Here is a 16588-nt window from a genome sequence, read left to right as displayed (position 1 = left end):
CCGCTCGCCAGCGAGCGGTTCAGGCTCCTGAATGCGGCACCGCCGCCATCGGCACAATAGGAAAAACCATGTTCGCGCGCCTCGCAATCCTGCTCTACGCCATCGTGAGCTACGCCGTCTTCACGGCTTCATTCCTCTACGCGCTCGGTTTCGTCGGCAATTATGTCGTGCCCAAGTCAATCGACACGTCGATCGACGTCGGCGCGCCTGCGAATTTGGGTGAGGCTATCGTCGTCAACCTGCTGCTGATGAGCCTGTTTGCCATCCAGCACAGCGTCATGGCGCGCCCGGCCTTCAAACGCTGGTCGGCCAAATTTCTTCCAGTGGCCTGCCAGCGCAGCACCTATGTGCTGCTCTCCAGCCTGGTCCTCGTGCTGCTGTTCTGGCAGTGGCGTCCGATCCCGACGCCGATCTGGCAGGCCAGCGGCATTACGGCGTGGCTCCTGACCGGCGTGCATTGGCTCGGCTGGCTGATCGCGTTCGCCTCGACCTATATGATCGATCATTTCGATCTGTTCGGCCTGCGCCAGGCTCTCGTCGCGTTGCGCGGAGCCGAGATATCAGGTCAATCCTTCCGGGCGCCGCTGCTCTACAAGATCGTGCGGCATCCGCTCATGCTGGGCTTTCTGCTCGCGTTCTGGGCGACGCCCGAGATGACCGCCGGCCATCTGCTGTTCGCGATCGCCAACACGGCCTACATCCTGGTCGCCCTGCAGTTCGAGGAGCGGGACCTGATCGCCGAGTTCGGCGCGACCTATCAGGACTATCGCCGGCGGGTTCCGATGCTGTTGCCGCGCATTTTCGGAGCGCCCCGATGAAAGCGGTTCTGTGCAAGTCATTCACTGGCCCTGCGGATCTGCGCCTCGGTGAGATCGCTACGCCGCGGCCTGCCGGCGACGAGATTCTCATCGACGTCCACGCGGCATCCGTGAGCTTCATGGACCAGTTGCTGGTCTCGGGCCTCTACCAGATGCGGCCAGCGACACCCTTCGTGCCCGGCACCGAAGCATCCGGCGTCGTCGTCGCGGTCGGCGACAAGGTCACGACATTTGCCCCCGGCGATCGCGTGGCCTGCAGTGCCTGGACCGGCGGCTACGCCGAACGGATGATCGCGAAGGAATCGAAGAGCGTGCGGCTGCCTGATGGCGTCGCGTTCGAAGCCGGGGCAACAGTGCTGCACAATTACGGCACGGCCTATTATGCGCTGGTCGAGCGGGCACGGGCGCAACGCGGGGAAACGCTGTTCGTCACCGGCGCAGCCGGCGGGGTTGGCCTTGCCGCCGTCGACCTCGGCCGCCATCTCGGCCTGCGCGTCGTCGCCGGCATCGGCTCCGACGACAAGGCCGCCCTGGTGCGGCGTTACGGGGCCGGCGATGTCGTCAACTATCGCAGCGAAGATCTGCGCGACCGGATCAAGTCGATCACATCGGGAGAAGGCATCGATGTCGGTCTCGACAACGTCGGCGGCACGATCTTCGAACAGATGGCCCGGCTGATGAGATGGGACGGACGGCTGATGCCGATCGGCTTCACCGGCGGCGAGATTCCACAGATCCCGATGAACCTTCCTCTCCTCAAAAATTACGCCATCATCGGCGTCTTTGTCGGCGCCTGGGCGGAGAAATTCTCCGCGGAGGCCGCGCGCATGAATGACACGCTGATGCAATTGCTGGCCGACGGAAAGATCCGCCCGCACATCGATCGCGTCCTCCCTTTGGAGGAGGCCGGCGACGCCATGCGCGCCGTCGCCAATCGCGCGGTTCTGGGACGAATTGTCCTCAAGATCAGGTAGACTGCGCCCGACGAGGAAGAGAGGACAGAACCGATGACCGAGATCATCATCGACAAGCGCTTTTGCGGTCCTCCGAACTCCGGGAACGGCGGCTATGTCTGCGGCCGGCTGGCCCGCCACATTTCCGGCGGCGCCGAGGTGACGCTGCGCGCGCCGCCTCCTCTAGACAAATCGCTCGATGCGGCCGCGACCGCCGACGGCACATGGGAGCTTCGTGACGGCGCCAAGGTCGTCGCGACCGCGCGGGTGGCCAGCGTCGAGCTTGCGCGCCTTGAGACAGCCCGTTTGCAGGAAGCACGCGCAGCCGAATTGCTGGCGCTGTTCAAGCCGCACGAGCATCCGCTGCCGAACTGTTTCGTCTGCGGTCCCGCAAGAGCGAAAGGCGACGGCCTGCGCATCTTCGCCGGCCCGCTCGGACGTCACAACGCCGTTCTCGCGGCGAGTTGGACGCCGGACTCGAATCTGGCCGCCGAGGACGGCCTGGTTGCGTCAGAATTTCTCTGGTCGGCGCTCGATTGTCCCACCGGCTTTGCCTGCAATTGCGATCAGCAGAGCGCGACCTTCGACAAGACGCCACTGCTGCTGGGCCGGATGTCGGCACGGATCGAAGCCCGGCCGCGCCCCGGAGACCGCTGCGTCATCACGGCTTGGCCAACCGGCCGCGACGGCCGCAAGCGCATGGCCGAGGCCGCGCTCCACGATGAAGCCGGGGGACTGCTGGCCGTGGCGAGGACGACATGGATTGCGGTGGAGCGCGAGGTGCAGCTCGGGCGTACTTCGTAGGGTGGGCAAAGGCGCACAGCGCCGTGCCCACCACTTCTGTCTCAGCTCCGTTGAGCGACATGGTGGGCATGCTTCCGCCTGCGCTCTTCGAGCTACGGCGGACAAGTCGCTTTGCCCTACCTACCTCTAATCACGCAACACATCCGTCGCCGCACCTTCGGCCTGCACCAATCCGCATTCTCCTGCACGCCCGCGGCCGCGCTTGCGACGGTTTACCTTGCGTCAAGCACGCCCGGCAATCGATGGCTGTCTTAAAAGGCTTGTTAGGAGCGGTCATCGTTGTTGGCGCCCGGAATACGGGGACGCTCTGCAATGCAATCGGACGAGGGACTCTACAGTGCGCCACGCTGGCGCCTGACACGCTGGCTCGCCGAGCCGGGGCTAGGTGTTCCCGACGACATCCGCGCCGCGCTCATTGTCCAGCTCTATGGATCGCTGCCGGTTTTTGCTGCCGGCGCCGTCAACACCATTGCCGTCGCCGCCGTGATCGCTGGCCGCAAGCAGACTGCACCATTCATTGTCTGGCTGGTCATGGAGATCGCGATCTGCCTGGCCCGCCTCGCCGTGCTCGTCAGCGCGCATCGCAGGGCGCGTGCCCACTGCCCGACGCCGACCGACCTTCATCTCCTGCTCGCGGTCGCCTGGAGCGCCAGCGTTGGATTTGGCGTCGTTGCCAGCCTGGCCAGCGGGGACTGGGTCGTCGCCATGCTGGCCTCGCTCTCGGCGGCGGCGATGGTTGGCGGCATCTGCTTCCGCAATTTCGGCGCGCCGCGGCTGGCCGGGACCATGATCCTGCTGAGCCTCGGTCCCATCATCCCCGGCGCTGCGTTCGCCGGCGAGCCGCTGTTCTACATCGTCTACCTCCAGGTGCCGATGTATCTGGCCGCGATGACGGCCGCCGCCTTCCGCCTCAATCGGATGCTGATCACCACCATGCGCGCCGAACGCGAGAACAGCCATCGCGCACATCATGATGCACTCACGGGGCTGCTCAATCGCGCGGGCTTCGTCGAGGCACTCAGCGCCAGACTTGGAGCCCACGCCGAACGACGGTTCGCTGTGATGTTCTTCGATCTCGACGACTTCAAACCGGTCAACGACACGTTCGGACATGCGGCGGGCGACGAGGTGCTGAAAGCGGTGGCCGGGCGCGTGCGCCGGGCGCTGCCGGACGGCGCGGTGGTCGCCCGGATGGGTGGCGACGAGTTCGTCGTGCTCGTCGACGGCGTCACGGCCGAAATGGCCCAGGAGGCGGGATACCGCCTCATCAGCGAGGTTGCCGTCTCCTATGAGCTCGGCGGCGAGGTGCGCGCCGGTGTCGGCGCCAGCGTCGGCATTGCGATGTCGCCGGATCATGGCGCCGAAGTCGAGGAATTGCTCGCGGTCGCCGATGCAGCACTTTACGAGGCGAAGTCAGGCGGTAAATCGCGTTGCTGCCTCGCCTCGGTCGAGACCAACCTCGCGGCGTTACGTCGGCTGCAGCAGAGCGGCCCAAAAGCCCCGGTCGCAAGCGCCGCCTGACGCAGTACGACTAACGCACCCCACAAGCGCGATCTCGTAGGGTGGGCAAAGCGAAGCGGGCCTACCATCGCGCTCGAAGGCAAAATGGTGGGCACGGCGCTACGCGCCTTTGCCCACCCTACGAGAGCTCCGGCCTACGCGCTCTGCTCGATCATCCCCTGCAACCGCACCAGCTCCGCCTCGAGATCGCGCTCGACGTCCGCTGCCCGGATCTCCAGCACGCGATAGTCGCGCGCCTCCAGCCACGTCCGCCGACCCGCACGATCAGCCGCGATGGTCTCGCCCTCGCCCGGGTTGACCAGCTCGATCGCGATCCGGTGCGGGAACGAGACGAAATCGGGAATGTGCCGGCCGACCGGGGTCTGGCGCTTGAACCCTCCTGCGAAGCGGCGGTCGCGGGTCAGGGCCTGCCAGAGCAGGCGCTCGGCATCGGTCGGGTTGCGGCGGAGCAGGCGGGCGAGGCCGCGCACGGTCGATCCGCTGTCGGGTACGCCGCCGCCCTGGCCGTGCTCGGCCAGCAACGCGCGCAGGCGCGTGGCCTGCTCGCCGTCGAGCACGCCGCCCTTGGCCGGGCCCTTGCGCCCTTCCGCGATCGCCATCACCACACCATGCAGGGTGTGCATGTCCTGCTTGGTCGGCTCCATCCGGCTGAAGATGTTGCGCAGGTTGACCAGCATGGTGTCGCGCTTCTCGGCCGGGCGCAGGAATTCGACCCGGTCGAGCTCGCGGATGAGGTTGTCGAAGAAGGCCTGCATCTGGTGCTGCGAGGCGCGCTCGGACCGCTCGGGCATGCTGTGCGGCAGCTCGCCTGACGTTGCCCGCTTGAACCATTCATAGCCAACCAGCAGCACGGCCTGGGCGAGGTTGAGCGAGGCAAAGCCCGGATTGACCGGGAAGGTGATGATGCGATTCGAGAGCCCAACCTCCTCGTTGGTCAGCCCCCAGCGCTCGCGGCCGAACAGGATGCCGGCCTTGCCCCCGGTCGCGACGTGACCCGAGATCTCGGCCGCGGCTGCCTCGGGCCCCACCACCGGCTTGGCCTGGTCATGGGGACGCGCGGTGGTGGCGAACAGCAGATCGAGGTCGGCGACCGCCTCGCCGACCGTGTCGAACAATTCGACCTTTTCCAGAATATAGTCGGCGCCGGCCGCGGCGCGCTGCGCGGCGATATTGGGCCAGCCGTCGCGAGGATTGACGATGCGCAATCGGCTGAGCGCAAAATTGCCCATGGCGCGCGCGGCCATGCCGATGTTTTCGCCAAGCTGCGGCTCGACCAGGATCACGATGGGACCGTCGAGGGAAAGGCCCGCCTTGCTCTTGTCAGTCCCCGACATCTCGCTTCGCTTTCACACTGGTTCTCAAGGCCTTGGCAAGGCGCTCTTCAGGAATTGATTCAAAGCCGGCCCAAGGGGCCGGCTGCCCGTTCGCCTGTCGTTTGCCTGTCCTGACGAAATTCTCAAGGGAAATAACGGGTTGGATTCGACTTTTGAATCTCTTCTGAAGCCTGAGGCTCGCCCCCGCGGCAGGGCCCGCCCCGCCCCCCATCTGGGCAAGCTGGATGAGCTAAAAGTGCATAATCCCTTGGCTTTCGCCCGCTGCAGTCCGGTGCTAAGAGGCGGCGGATATTCCCGTGGCGCGCCAAAGCGCCGTTCCTAAGAGGCTTCCCCGATCATGGCAAAAATCAAGGTGTCCAACCCCGTCGTCGAACTCGATGGCGACGAGATGACCCGGATCATCTGGCAGTACATCAAGGACAAGCTGATCAACCCGTACCTTGATGTCGAGCTGCTGTATTTCGACCTGGGCATGGAGTACCGCGACGAGACCAACGATCAGGTCACCATCGACGCCGCCGAAGCCATCAAGAAGGTCGGCGTCGGCGTCAAGTGCGCCACTATCACCCCGGACGAGGCCCGGGTGAAGGAGTTCAACCTCAAGCAGATGTGGAAGTCGCCGAACGGCACCATCCGCAACATCCTCGGCGGCGTGATCTTCCGCGAGCCGATCATCTGCAAGAATGTGCCGCGCCTGGTTCCCGGCTGGACCAAGCCGATCATCATCGGCCGCCACGCCTATGGCGACCAGTATCGCGCCACCGACATCAAGTTCCCCGGCAAGGGCACGCTGACGATGAAGTTCGTCGGCGAGGACGGCACCGTCATCGAGAAGGAAGTGTTCAAGACCCCGGGGTCCGGCGTCGCGATGCAGATGTACAATCTCGACGACTCCATCATCGACTTCGCACGCGCCTCGCTGAACTACGGCCTGCTGCGCAACTACCCGGTCTACCTCTCGACCAAGAACACCATCCTCAAGGTCTATGACGGCCGCTTCAAGGATATCTTCCAGGACATCTACGACCGCGAGTTCAAAAAGGAATTCGAGGCCAAGGGCCTGACCTACGAGCACCGCCTGATCGACGACATGGTGGCTTCGGCCCTGAAGTGGTCCGGCGGCTATGTCTGGGCCTGTAAGAACTACGACGGCGACGTGCAGTCCGATACGGTCGCGCAGGGCTACGGCTCGCTCGGCCTGATGACCTCGGTGCTGCTCACCCCCGACGGCAAGACCGTGGAAGCCGAAGCCGCTCACGGCACGGTGACCCGCCATTACCGCGAGCACCAGAAGGGCAAGGAGACCTCGACCAACTCGATCGCGTCGATTTTCGCCTGGACCCGCGGCCTGTCGCATCGCGCCAAGCTCGACAACAATGCCGAGCTTGCCAAGTTCGCGAGCACGTTGGAGAAGGTCTGCGTCGACACCGTCGAGGAAGGCTACATGACCAAGGACCTCGCGCTCCTGGTCGGCGCCGACCAGCGCTGGCTCTCGACCACCGGCTTCCTCGACAAGGTCGCAGAGAACCTCACGAAAGCGTTGGCGTAAGCCCGCGCATTATTTTTGCCTGATCGGGGTTAGACATCATTATGGGCCGCGCTTGGGCGCGGCCCATTCATTTTGACACCGTTGCGCGGAGGCCACCCATGTCCATCGTCAAGTTCGCTGTCCCCTGCCTGATGCTGCTGGCCGCCCTGGCCGGGCCGGCCGCCGCCGCGGAGCCGCTCCCCGACGCCATCGCCGCCCCCGGCGAGACCGTCGTGCTCAGCGTCCATGCCGAAGGCGCGCAGGTCTATGACTGCAAGGCAGCCGCCGACGGCAAGCTTGCCTGGGCCTTCCGCGAGCCGGTGGCGACGCTGCTCGCCGAGGGCAAGACCGTCGGCCGCCACTATGCCGGCCCGAACTGGGAACTCGCCGACGGCAGCGCCGTGGCCGGCAAGGCCATCGGCAACGCGCCGGGCGCAACCGCCGCCGATATCCCCTGGCTCAAGCTGGAGGTCGCCTCCCGCCGCGGCAGCGGCGTGCTGACGCCCGTCACCACCGTCCAGCGCATCAACACCCACGGCGGCAAGCTCGAGGGTTCTTGCGACAAGGCCGGCGAATTCAAAAGCGCGCCCTACTCGGCCGACTACATTTTCCTGAAGAAGGGCTGACCGCTTAGGAGGCGGTGTCGTCGCGCTCCGCCTGCGCCAATTCTGCCGCCGCAAGATCGCCGGTCTCCTCGAGCCGTGCCTTCGCGGTCTGGTGGACGTGGGCGGCGAGCGTCGGCATGCGCTCGATCAGCGCGTGAAAATCCTGGGCGTCGAGCACGAGCAGCCGCGTCTTGCGCGTCGCCGTCACCGTACCGCTGCGTTTGGTCTTGTGCAGCAGCGCGATCTCGCCAAAGAACGTGCCGTCGGCGAGCCGCACCTGCTGGCTCGGCAGCGTGATCTCGACCTCGCCGGCAGTGATGAAATACATCGACGAGGCGGTATCGCCACGGCGCACCAATATCTCGCCCTGCTCGATGGTGCGGGCGCGGAGCAGCCGCATGATGTCGGCGATCTCCGCGGCCGAAAGATGCGAGAACAACGGCACCCGCGCCAGCATGCCCCAGGTCACCACGAAGTCGCGCCGCCTCACCTCCTCGGCAAAGGCGGTCGAGATGATCGCGACCGGCAGCGCGATCATGGCAAAACCTGAGATGATCGCAAACACCGAGACGAATTTGCCGAGCGGCGTCACCGGCACGACGTCGCCATAGCCGACGGTGCCGAGCGTCACGATTGCCCACCACATCGCGTCCGGAATGGTGCCGAGCTTGCTGGGCTGCACATCACGCTCGATGGCGTAGAGCAGCGAGGCGAAGGTCAGTACCACGCCGATCAGGATGACGATGCAGCCGATCAGCGCACGCCGCTCGGCATGGATGGCCGCGAGCAGCGAGCGCATCGCCGGCGAATAACGGATCAGCTTGAAGAACGGCAGCACGCCGAGCCCAGCCAGCGTCGCGTGCCGGCCGGTGGCCAGCACGATCGCGGCCGGCAGGAACGCCATGAGGTCGATGATACCGAGCGCGGAGAAGGCATAAGAGAGCCGGTCGGACAGCGCGGAGCCGTTGCGCTGGGTGTGCCCCGCCACGGTCCACAGCCGCGCCAGATATTCGAGCGCGAACACGATGACGGCGAGGACGGCGACCGCGCTGAACAGCGTGTCGAACCGCGCGTCGAGCTCCGGCACCGAGGCGAGGATCATCGCGACCACGTCGAGCACGATGACGCTGATGATCACCTGGATGAAGCGCGACCCGATCGAGTAGGCGAGCGGATCGTGCTCCAGCAATTCGTACAGGCGATCCCTTAGGTTGGGATCGGCCGAGCCACGTCCTCGCGGAACGAGGCGCATGGCCGTTTACGCGCCTGCCATCGCTTTTTCGATCGCCGCGAGCGCCTCGGGCGCCTTGGCGCCATCGGGACCGCCAGCCTGCGCCATGTCGGGCCGGCCGCCGCCGCCCTTGCCGCCGAGCGCCTCGGAGGCGACGCGCACCAGGTTCACGGCATTGAAGCGCGCGGTGAGATCGGCGGTGACGCCGACCACGATCCCGGCCTTGCCGTCCTCGGTGACGCCGACGATGGCGACCACGCCGGAGCCGATCTGCTTCTTGCCGTCGTCCGCAAGGCTCTTGAGATCCTTCATCTCGATGCCCTCGACCGCGCGCGCCATCAGCTTGACGTCGCCGACCTCGCGCACGCCTGCGGCTGCGCCGTTCCCGACGGATGTACCGCCGCCCATCGCGAGCTTCTTGCGGGCGTCGGAGAGCTCGCGCTCGAGCTTCTTGCGCTCCTCCATCAGGGCTGTGATGCGCGCCGGGACGTCGTCGATCGAGGTGCGCAGCTCGTTGGCCGCGGTCTTCGCCAGCGCCATGGTCTCGTTGGCGTGCCTGCGCGCGTAGTTGCCGGTCAGCGCCTCGATGCGGCGCACGCCGGAGGCGACCGCGCTCTCGCCGGTCAGCGTGATCAGGCCGATGTCGCCGGTGCGCTTCACATGGGTGCCGCCGCAGAGCTCGACGGACCAGCCGAGCGCGTTGGTGCCGCGCTCCCGCGCGGTCCGGCCCATCGAGACGACGCGGACCTCGTCGCCATACTTTTCGCCGAACAGCGCGCGCGCGCCGGCCTCGCGCGCTTCATCGACTCCCATCACGCGTGTCGTGACTTCGTCGTTCTCCAGCACCACGTCGTTGGCGATGTCCTCGACGCGGGCAAGCTCTTCCGCCGTGATCGGCTTCGGATGCACGAAGTCGAAACGCAAACGATCCGGCGCGACCATCGAGCCGCGCTGGGCGATGTGGTCGCCGAGCACCTGGCGCAGCGCCTCGTGGATGAGATGCGTTGCCGAATGGTGCGCGCGGATCGAGGAACGCCTGCCGTGATCGACCTCGAGCTGCAGCGCGGTGCCGAGCTTCAGCTCGCCGCTCTCCACGGTGCCGACGTGAACGAAGAGATCGCCGAGCTTCTTCTGCGTGTCGGTGACGCGGAACTTGATGCCGCCCTCGCCGCTGAGCACGCCGGTGTCGCCGACCTGACCGCCTGATTCCGCGTAGAACGGCGTCTGGTTGAGCACGATCGCGCCGGTCTCGCCGGCCTTGAGGCTCGCGGTTTCCTGGCCGTCCTTCACCAGCGCGGAGACCACGCCTTCGGCACTCTCGGTCTCATAGCCGAGGAATTCGGTGGCCCCGAGCTTCTCGCGCAGCGGGAACCAGATCGCTTCGGAAGCCGCCTCGCCCGAACCCTTCCAGGACTCGCGCGCCTTGGCCTTCTGGCGCTCCATCGCGTCGGTGAAGGAGGCCTGGTCGACGCCGATGCCGCGCGATTTCAGTGCGTCCTGGGTCAGGTCGAGCGGGAAACCGTAGGTGTCGTACAGCGTGAAGGCGACGTCGCCGTCAAACATGTCGCCCTTCTTCAGGGACGCGCTCTTCTCGTCGAGGATGGCAAGGCCGCGCACCAGCGTCTTGCGGAAGCGGGTCTCTTCCAGCCGCAGCGTTTCCTCGATCAGATTCTCCGCGCGCATCAGGTCGGGATAGGCCTGGCCCATCTCGCGGACCAGCGCCCAGACCAGGCGATGCATCAGCGGCTCTTTGGCACCCAGCAGCTGCGCATGGCGCATCGCGCGGCGCATGATCCGGCGCAGCACATAGCCGCGGCCCTCGTTGGAGGGCAGCACGCCATCCGCGACCAGGAAGGCCGAGGAACGCAAATGGTCGGCAATGACGCGGAACGAGGCCACGGTCTGCTCGTTCGGCCCGGCGCCGAGCGCCGACGACGTCGCATCGATCAGATGGCGGAACAGATCGGTCTCGAACACGCTGTCGACGCCCTGCATGATGCTGGCCATGCGCTCCAGCCCCATGCCGGTGTCGATCGAGGGACGCGGCAGATCCACGCGCTCCTCCTTCGTCACCTGCTCGTATTGCATGAACACGAGATTCCAGAATTCGAGGAAGCGATCGCCATCCTCTTCCGGCGAGCCCGGAGGTCCGCCCCAGATGTGGTCGCCGCGGTCGATGAAGATCTCCGAGCACGGGCCGCACGGCCCGGTGTCGCCCATCGCCCAGAAATTGTCCGAGGTCGGGATGCGGATGATGCGGTCGTCGGAGAAGCCCGCGATCTTCTTCCACAGCCCGGCCGCCTCGTCGTCGGTGTGGTAGACGGTGACGAGCAGCTTGTCCTTCTTGAGCCCGAACTCCCGCGTGATCAGGGTCCAGGCCAGCTCGATCGCGCGCTCCTTGAAATAGTCGCCGAACGAGAAATTGCCGAGCATCTCGAAGAAGGTGAGATGGCGCGCGGTGTAGCCGACATTGTCGAGGTCGTTGTGCTTGCCGCCGGCGCGCACGCATTTCTGCGACGTGGTGGCGCGCTGATAGGGCCGCTTCTCGACGCCGGTGAAGACGTTCTTGAACTGCACCATGCCGGCATTGGTGAACATCAGCGTGGGATCGTTGCGCGGCACCAATGGCGAGGACGACACGATCTCGTGGCCGTTCTCGGCAAAGAAGTTCAGAAAGGTCGACCTGATCTCGTTGACGCCGCTCATGTTCATCCAATCGGGTGTGCTTGGACCCGCGATACGCCATCCAAACCGGGCATTTGGGCTGATATCTGCGGGTCAAAGCGCTTTTAGACAAGGCCAGCTGCGCTGTCCAGAAACTGTGCAAGGAGATCAGTGAGTTGCCGCAGGCGCGCAATCCCGTTTGCAATCCCGTTGAAAGCCGCCAGGTGCGCGTTGACAGGCTTGGCCGGCCTGTGGTCTGTACCCATCTGTATCGTACGGCCACGTCGGGAGAGACCGGCTTTGGTGCCGGCGCCGAAGGAGCAACCGCCCCGGAAACTCTCAGGCAAAAGGACCGCGTGGCTTTGACGACATCTGGAAAGAGGCGCCGACGGGCAAATACCTTTTCATAAGGGTTGGCCCGGACTGCGTCCGCCGACGGGATAATACTCTCAGGCACAGCGACAGATGGGGCTTCGACTGGTGTCCATCGGGGAATCGTCCCCGGGGAACCGCCGAGGGCCCCGTAATGCTTGCGCGCCACGACCAAGATTCCCTCAAACGTACGCCCCTTCACGGGCTTCATGTCTCCCTCGGCGGCAAGATGGTGCCGTTCGCGGGCTATGACATGCCCGTTCAGTACCCCGCGGGCGTCCTGAAAGAGCACCTCCATACCCGTTCCTCCGCCGGCCTGTTCGACGTCTCCCATATGGGCCAGCTCGCGCTCCGGCCGAAGTCGGGCAAGGTCGAGGACGCCGCCCGCGCGCTGGAACGGCTGGTGCCGCAGGATATCGTGGCGATCGCCCCGGGACGGCAGCGCTATGCCCAGTTCACCAATCCGGACGGCGGCATTCTCGACGATCTGATGGTCGCCAATTTCGGCGATCACCTGTTCCTGGTCGTCAACGCCGCCTGCAAGGAAGCGGACGAGGCGCATCTGCGCGCGCATCTCTCGGACGACTGCATCATCGATTCGCTTCAAGACCGCGCCCTGATCGCGCTGCAGGGCCCGAAGGCGGAAGCGGTGCTGGCGAAATTGTGTGCAGAGGCGCCCGCCATGAAGTTCATGGATGCCGGCCCGCACAAGGTCGCCGGCCTCGACTGCTTCGTCTCGCGCTCCGGCTACACCGGCGAGGACGGGTTCGAGATTTCGGTCCCCGCGGCCGATGCCGAGCGCCTCGCCAAAACGCTGCTGGACAATCCCGATGTGATGCCGATCGGCTTAGGGGCCCGCGACAGCCTGCGGCTGGAAGCCGGGCTCTGCCTCTACGGCCACGACATCGACACCGCCACCACGCCGGTCGAGGCCGCGCTGGAATGGTCGGTGCAGAAGAGTCGCCGCAGCGGCGGCGCGCGCACCGGCGGCTTTCCCGGCACTGATGCGATCCTCGCTCATTTCGATAACGGCGCAAGCCGCCGCCGCGTCGGCCTGCGTACGGAAGGCCGCGCGCCGGTGCGCGAGGGCGCGCTGCTGTTTGCGGATGACGCCGGCGGCGAGCCGATCGGAAAGGTCACCTCGGGCGGCTTCGGCCCGAGCCTGAATGCGCCGGTCGCGATGGGCTACGTGCCCACGGCATCGAGCGCGCTCGATACAAAACTGTTCGCCGAGGTGCGCGGCCAGCGGCTGCCGCTCACGGTCGCCGCCATGCCTTTCGTGAAAAACACCTACAAACGCTGAGGACAAGACAATGACCACGACGCTGTACACCTCCGACCACGAATGGCTGGCCATCGACGGCGACGTCGCCACCGTCGGCATCACCGACTACGCGCAGTCCCAGCTCGGCGACGTCGTGTTCGTCGAGCTGCCCAAAGCCGGCCGTGCGCTGAAGAAGGCCGAAGCCGCCGCCGTCGTGGAGTCGGTGAAGGCCGCCTCCGACGTCTACGCGCCTGTTACGGGCGAAGTGCTCGAGACCAACGACGCGCTCGCCGCCGAGCCGGCGCTGGTGAACTCGGACGCGCAAGGCAAGGCGTGGTTCTTCAAGATCAGAATTGCCGACAAGAGCGAGCTCGGCGGCCTCATGGATGAGGCCGCCTACAAGGCACATACGGCGTGAGATGAAGCGAACTCTGACCTCATATTCGGTGTCATCACCCGCCTTGTGCGCACTGCGCACTGGGGCGGGTGATCCAGTACGCCGCGGCTTCTCGGCTCAAGCCGTGACGCCTGCGTTTACTGGATGCCCCGCCTTCGCGGGGCATGACGGCGACAGCGAAATCTAAAGCGAGGACCCATGATGACCGCGCACCGCAAATCCAATGGCGACACCGCCGCCACCTTCGTTCGCCGCCACATCGGCCCGTCGGCGCGCGACGTCACCGCAATGCTGGAGGCCGTCGGCGCCAAGAGCGTGGACGCCCTGATGGCGGAGACGCTGCCGGCCTCGATCCGGCAGACCGCCCCGCTCGACCTCGGCAAGCCCTTGAGCGAGACCGAGGCGATCGCGCACATGGCCGAGCTCGCGCGAGAGAACCAGGTCTTCACCTCGCTGATCGGCCAGGGCTATTCCGGCACGGTTTTGCCCGCGGTGATCCAGCGCAACATTTTGGAGAACCCGGCCTGGTACACGGCCTACACGCCCTACCAGCCCGAGATCAGCCAGGGCCGGCTGGAGGCGCTGCTCAACTTCCAGACCATGATCTGCGACCTCACCGGGCTCGACGTCGCCAACGCCTCGCTGCTCGACGAGGCGACCGCCGCGGCCGAAGCCATGGCGCTCGCCGAGCGCCACTCGCGGGTCGAAGCAAAAGCCTTCTTCGTCGACAAGGACGTGCATCCGCAGACGCTGGCGGTGATGCGCACCCGCGCCGAGCCGCTGGGCTGGACCCTGATCGTCGGTGATCCCCTCGCCGATCTCGACAAGGCCGACGTGGTCGGCGCGCTGCTGCAATATCCGGGCTCCTCGGGCGCCGTGCGCGACCTCAGGCCCGCGATCGCGACGTTGAAGGCCAAGGGCGCGCTCGCGATCGTTGCCGCCGATCTCTTGGCACTGACGCTGCTCGCCTCGCCCGGCGAGTTGGGCGCCGACATCGCGATCGGCTCGGCGCAGCGCTTCGGTGTGCCGATGGGTTATGGCGGGCCGCACGCGGCCTATATGGCGGTGCGCGATGCACTGAAGCGCTCGCTGCCCGGCCGCATCGTCGGCCTCTCCGTGGACTCGCGCGGGATGCCGGCCTATCGCCTCGCGCTGCAGACCCGCGAGCAGCACATCCGCCGCGAGAAGGCGACCTCCAACATCTGCACCGCGCAGGTGCTGCTCGCCGTGATCGCCTCGATGTACGCGGTCTATCACGGCCCCGAGGGTCTCTCGCAGATCGCGCGCAACGTGCATCGCCGCGCCGCCGTGCTCGCAGCGGGCTTGCGCAAGCTCGGCTTTGCGCCGCAGTCGGATAGCTTCTTCGACACGCTCAGCGTGGACGCCGGTGCCAAGCGCGCCGAGATCGTCGCGCGCGCGGCTGCCGAGAAGATCAACCTGAGCGTCGGTGAGACGGCGTTGCGCATCGCGCTCGACGAGACCACAACGCCGGCAACCGTCGAAGCGGTCTGGCGCGCATTCGGCGGCACGCTCACCTATGCCGAGATCGACGCCACCACGCGCGAGGCGCTGCCGGAGTCGCTCAAGCGCACCACCGCCTTCCTCACCCATCCCGTGTTCCACGCGCATCGCTCGGAAACCGAGATGCTGCGCTACATGCGCAAGCTCAGCGATCGCGACCTCGCGCTCGACCGCGCCATGATCCCGCTCGGCTCCTGCACGATGAAGCTGAACGCGACGACCGAGATGATGCCGCTGACCTGGCCGGAGTTCGGCAGCCTGCACCCGTTCGCCCCGCGCGAGCAGGCCAAGGGTTACCACGCACTGTTCGCGCGGCTGGAAAAATGGCTGTGCGATATCACCGGCTATGACGCGATCTCGCTGCAGCCGAATTCGGGCGCGCAAGGAGAGTATGCCGGGCTGCTCGCGATCCGCGGCTATCATGCCGCGCGCGGCGAGACGCACCGAAAAATCTGCCTGATCCCCTCCTCCGCCCACGGCACCAACCCGGCTTCGGCCGCGATGGTCGGCATGGACGTGGTGGTGGTCGCCTGCGAAAAGAACGGCGACGTCGACGTCAACGATCTCCGCGCCAAGGCCGAGAAGCATTCGGCCGATCTCGCCGCGGTCATGATCACCTATCCCTCGACACATGGCGTGTTCGAGGAGCACATCCGCGAGATCTGCGACATCGTGCACGGCCATGGCGGCCAGGTCTATCTGGACGGCGCCAACCTCAACGCGCAGGTCGGCCTGTCGCGGCCCGGCGATTACGGCGCCGACGTCAGCCATCTCAACCTGCACAAGACTTTCTGCATCCCGCATGGCGGCGGCGGCCCCGGTATGGGCCCGATCGGCGTGAAGGCGCATCTCGCGCCGTTCCTGCCCGGTCATCCGGCGACGCAAGCCGAAGCACCGGTCGGCCCGGTCTCGGCCGCGCCGTTCGGCTCGGCGTCGATCCTGACCATCTCCTACATCTACATTCTGATGATGGGCGGTGACGGCCTGAAGCGCGCCACCGAGATCGCGATCCTCAACGCCAACTACATTGCCGCGCGCCTCGATGCGCACTTCCCGGTGCTCTACAAGAACGCGAAGGGCCGCGTCGCACATGAGTGCATCGTCGACCCGCGCGCGCTGAAGACGACGTCGGGCGTCACCGTGGACGACATCGCAAAACGCCTGATCGATTACGGCTTCCATGCCCCGACCATGAGTTTTCCGGTGCCGGGGACGCTGATGATCGAGCCGACCGAGTCGGAATCGAAGGCGGAGCTGGACCGGTTCTGCGACGCCATGATCGCGATCCGGAAGGAGATCGCCGAGGTCGAGGCCGGCCGCTTCAAGATCGAGGCTTCGCCTTTGCGTCACGCCCCGCACACCGTGCACGACATCGCGGACGACGATTGGAATCGCGCCTACACCCGCGCCGAGGGCTGCTTTCCCGACGGCGTCTCGCGCACCGACAAATACTGGTGCCCGGTCGGTCGCGTCGACAACGTCTATGGCGACCGCAACCTGGTGTGCTCGTGCCCGCCGGTGAGCGATTACGCGGAAGCGGCGGAGTAAGGGATCGTAGCTTCGTAGGGTGGGCAAA

The 16588-nt window shown here is 66.1% G+C and carries 12 protein-coding genes and 1 riboswitch; of the genes, 9 read left to right on the top strand and 3 right to left on the bottom strand.

Annotated elements, in window-relative coordinates:
* Window positions 1-68: 68 nt before the first annotated feature.
* The 4 genes from mddA to AB7290_RS15035 all read left to right on the top strand — a co-directional run bounded on the left by mddA (window position 69) and on the right by AB7290_RS15035 (window position 4096).
* Window positions 69-818 (top strand): methanethiol S-methyltransferase, encoded by a 750-nt coding sequence (mddA, locus tag AB7290_RS15050; protein ID WP_085404289.1) that lies wholly within the window; start codon window positions 69-71, stop codon window positions 816-818.
* Window positions 815-1792 carry an NADPH:quinone oxidoreductase family protein gene (locus tag AB7290_RS15045; protein ID WP_085404288.1) on the top strand — a complete coding sequence of 326 codons (978 nt, stop codon included), beginning with the start codon at window positions 815-817 and terminating at the stop codon, window positions 1790-1792. The genes mddA and AB7290_RS15045 overlap by 4 nt, the downstream gene beginning before the upstream one ends.
* 33 nt (window positions 1793-1825) lie before the next feature.
* Window positions 1826-2575, top strand: coding sequence for a hypothetical protein (locus AB7290_RS15040; protein ID WP_085404287.1), 750 nt, complete (start codon window positions 1826-1828; stop codon window positions 2573-2575).
* Between the two features lie 312 nt (window positions 2576-2887).
* Window positions 2888-4096, top strand: coding sequence for a GGDEF domain-containing protein (locus AB7290_RS15035; protein WP_085404286.1), 1209 nt, complete (start codon window positions 2888-2890; stop codon window positions 4094-4096).
* 134 nt (window positions 4097-4230) lie between these two features.
* Here the strand turns inward: AB7290_RS15035 and AB7290_RS15030 are convergent, their stop codons facing one another.
* Entirely contained in the window at window positions 4231-5430 is a 1200-nt protein-coding gene (locus AB7290_RS15030) for a TrmJ/YjtD family RNA methyltransferase (protein WP_085404285.1), read from the bottom strand.
* Window positions 5431-5767: 337 nt separating this feature from the next.
* On the opposite strand from AB7290_RS15030, the gene AB7290_RS15025 reads away from it, so the two are divergent.
* Entirely contained in the window at window positions 5768-6979 is a 1212-nt protein-coding gene (locus AB7290_RS15025) for an NADP-dependent isocitrate dehydrogenase (RefSeq protein WP_071912356.1), read from the top strand.
* 98 nt (window positions 6980-7077) lie between these two features.
* Window positions 7078-7584 (top strand): DUF3455 domain-containing protein, encoded by a 507-nt coding sequence (locus tag AB7290_RS15020; protein WP_085404283.1) that lies wholly within the window; start codon window positions 7078-7080, stop codon window positions 7582-7584.
* 4 nt (window positions 7585-7588) lie between these two features.
* On the opposite strand, the gene AB7290_RS15015 is transcribed toward AB7290_RS15020, so the two are convergent.
* On the bottom strand, window positions 7589-8815 hold the full coding sequence (locus AB7290_RS15015; RefSeq protein ID WP_085404282.1) for a cyclic nucleotide-gated ion channel: 1227 nt from the start codon (window positions 8813-8815) through the stop codon (window positions 7589-7591).
* A gap of 6 nt (window positions 8816-8821) precedes the next feature.
* Window positions 8822-11500: an alanine--tRNA ligase gene (alaS, locus tag AB7290_RS15010; RefSeq protein ID WP_085404372.1), complete on the bottom strand. Its 2679-nt coding sequence runs from the start codon at window positions 11498-11500 to the stop codon at window positions 8822-8824.
* A gap of 233 nt (window positions 11501-11733) precedes the next feature.
* Window positions 11734-11822: riboswitch (glycine riboswitch) on the top strand.
* Between the two features lie 162 nt (window positions 11823-11984).
* Here alaS and gcvT point away from each other — a divergent pair.
* From gcvT to gcvP, 3 genes are all read left to right on the top strand, one after another.
* Entirely contained in the window at window positions 11985-13133 is a 1149-nt protein-coding gene (gcvT, locus tag AB7290_RS15005; RefSeq protein ID WP_085404281.1) for a glycine cleavage system aminomethyltransferase GcvT, read from the top strand.
* A 10-nt stretch (window positions 13134-13143) separates the two neighbouring features.
* Entirely contained in the window at window positions 13144-13512 is a 369-nt protein-coding gene (gene gcvH, locus AB7290_RS15000) for a glycine cleavage system protein GcvH (protein ID WP_085404280.1), read from the top strand.
* 180 nt (window positions 13513-13692) lie between these two features.
* Window positions 13693-16560 carry an aminomethyl-transferring glycine dehydrogenase gene (gene gcvP, locus AB7290_RS14995; protein ID WP_085404371.1) on the top strand — a complete coding sequence of 956 codons (2868 nt, stop codon included), beginning with the start codon at window positions 13693-13695 and terminating at the stop codon, window positions 16558-16560.
* Window positions 16561-16588: the final 28 nt, after the last annotated feature.

It is taken from the genome of Bradyrhizobium sp. 613_E4_N2_2 (genome assembly GCF_052075995.1).
Classification (GTDB): Bacteria; Pseudomonadota; Alphaproteobacteria; order Rhizobiales; family Xanthobacteraceae; genus Bradyrhizobium; species Bradyrhizobium barranii.
The sequence above is the reverse complement of the archived record's forward strand: the minus strand, read 5'-3'. Positions and strand labels throughout refer to the sequence as shown.

What these genes read in the sequence shown, in the direction of transcription:
- mddA (WP_085404289.1), top strand. Translation starts at nt 69, where the DNA reads ATGTTCGCGCGCCTCGCAATCCTGCTCTACGCCATCGTGAGCTACGCC.
- AB7290_RS15045 (WP_085404288.1), top strand. Translation starts at nt 815, where the DNA reads ATGAAAGCGGTTCTGTGCAAGTCATTCACTGGCCCTGCGGATCTGCGC.
- AB7290_RS15040 (WP_085404287.1), top strand. Translation starts at nt 1,826, where the DNA reads ATGACCGAGATCATCATCGACAAGCGCTTTTGCGGTCCTCCGAACTCC.
- AB7290_RS15035 (WP_085404286.1), top strand. Translation starts at nt 2,888, where the DNA reads ATGCAATCGGACGAGGGACTCTACAGTGCGCCACGCTGGCGCCTGACA.
- AB7290_RS15030 (WP_085404285.1), bottom strand. Translation starts at nt 5,430, where the DNA reads ATGTCGGGGACTGACAAGAGCAAGGCGGGCCTTTCCCTCGACGGTCCC.
- AB7290_RS15025 (WP_071912356.1), top strand. Translation starts at nt 5,768, where the DNA reads ATGGCAAAAATCAAGGTGTCCAACCCCGTCGTCGAACTCGATGGCGAC.
- AB7290_RS15020 (WP_085404283.1), top strand. Translation starts at nt 7,078, where the DNA reads ATGTCCATCGTCAAGTTCGCTGTCCCCTGCCTGATGCTGCTGGCCGCC.
- AB7290_RS15015 (WP_085404282.1), bottom strand. Translation starts at nt 8,815, where the DNA reads ATGCGCCTCGTTCCGCGAGGACGTGGCTCGGCCGATCCCAACCTAAGG.
- alaS (WP_085404372.1), bottom strand. Translation starts at nt 11,500, where the DNA reads ATGAGCGGCGTCAACGAGATCAGGTCGACCTTTCTGAACTTCTTTGCC.
- gcvT (WP_085404281.1), top strand. Translation starts at nt 11,985, where the DNA reads ATGCTTGCGCGCCACGACCAAGATTCCCTCAAACGTACGCCCCTTCAC.
- gcvH (WP_085404280.1), top strand. Translation starts at nt 13,144, where the DNA reads ATGACCACGACGCTGTACACCTCCGACCACGAATGGCTGGCCATCGAC.
- gcvP (WP_085404371.1), top strand. Translation starts at nt 13,693, where the DNA reads ATGACCGCGCACCGCAAATCCAATGGCGACACCGCCGCCACCTTCGTT.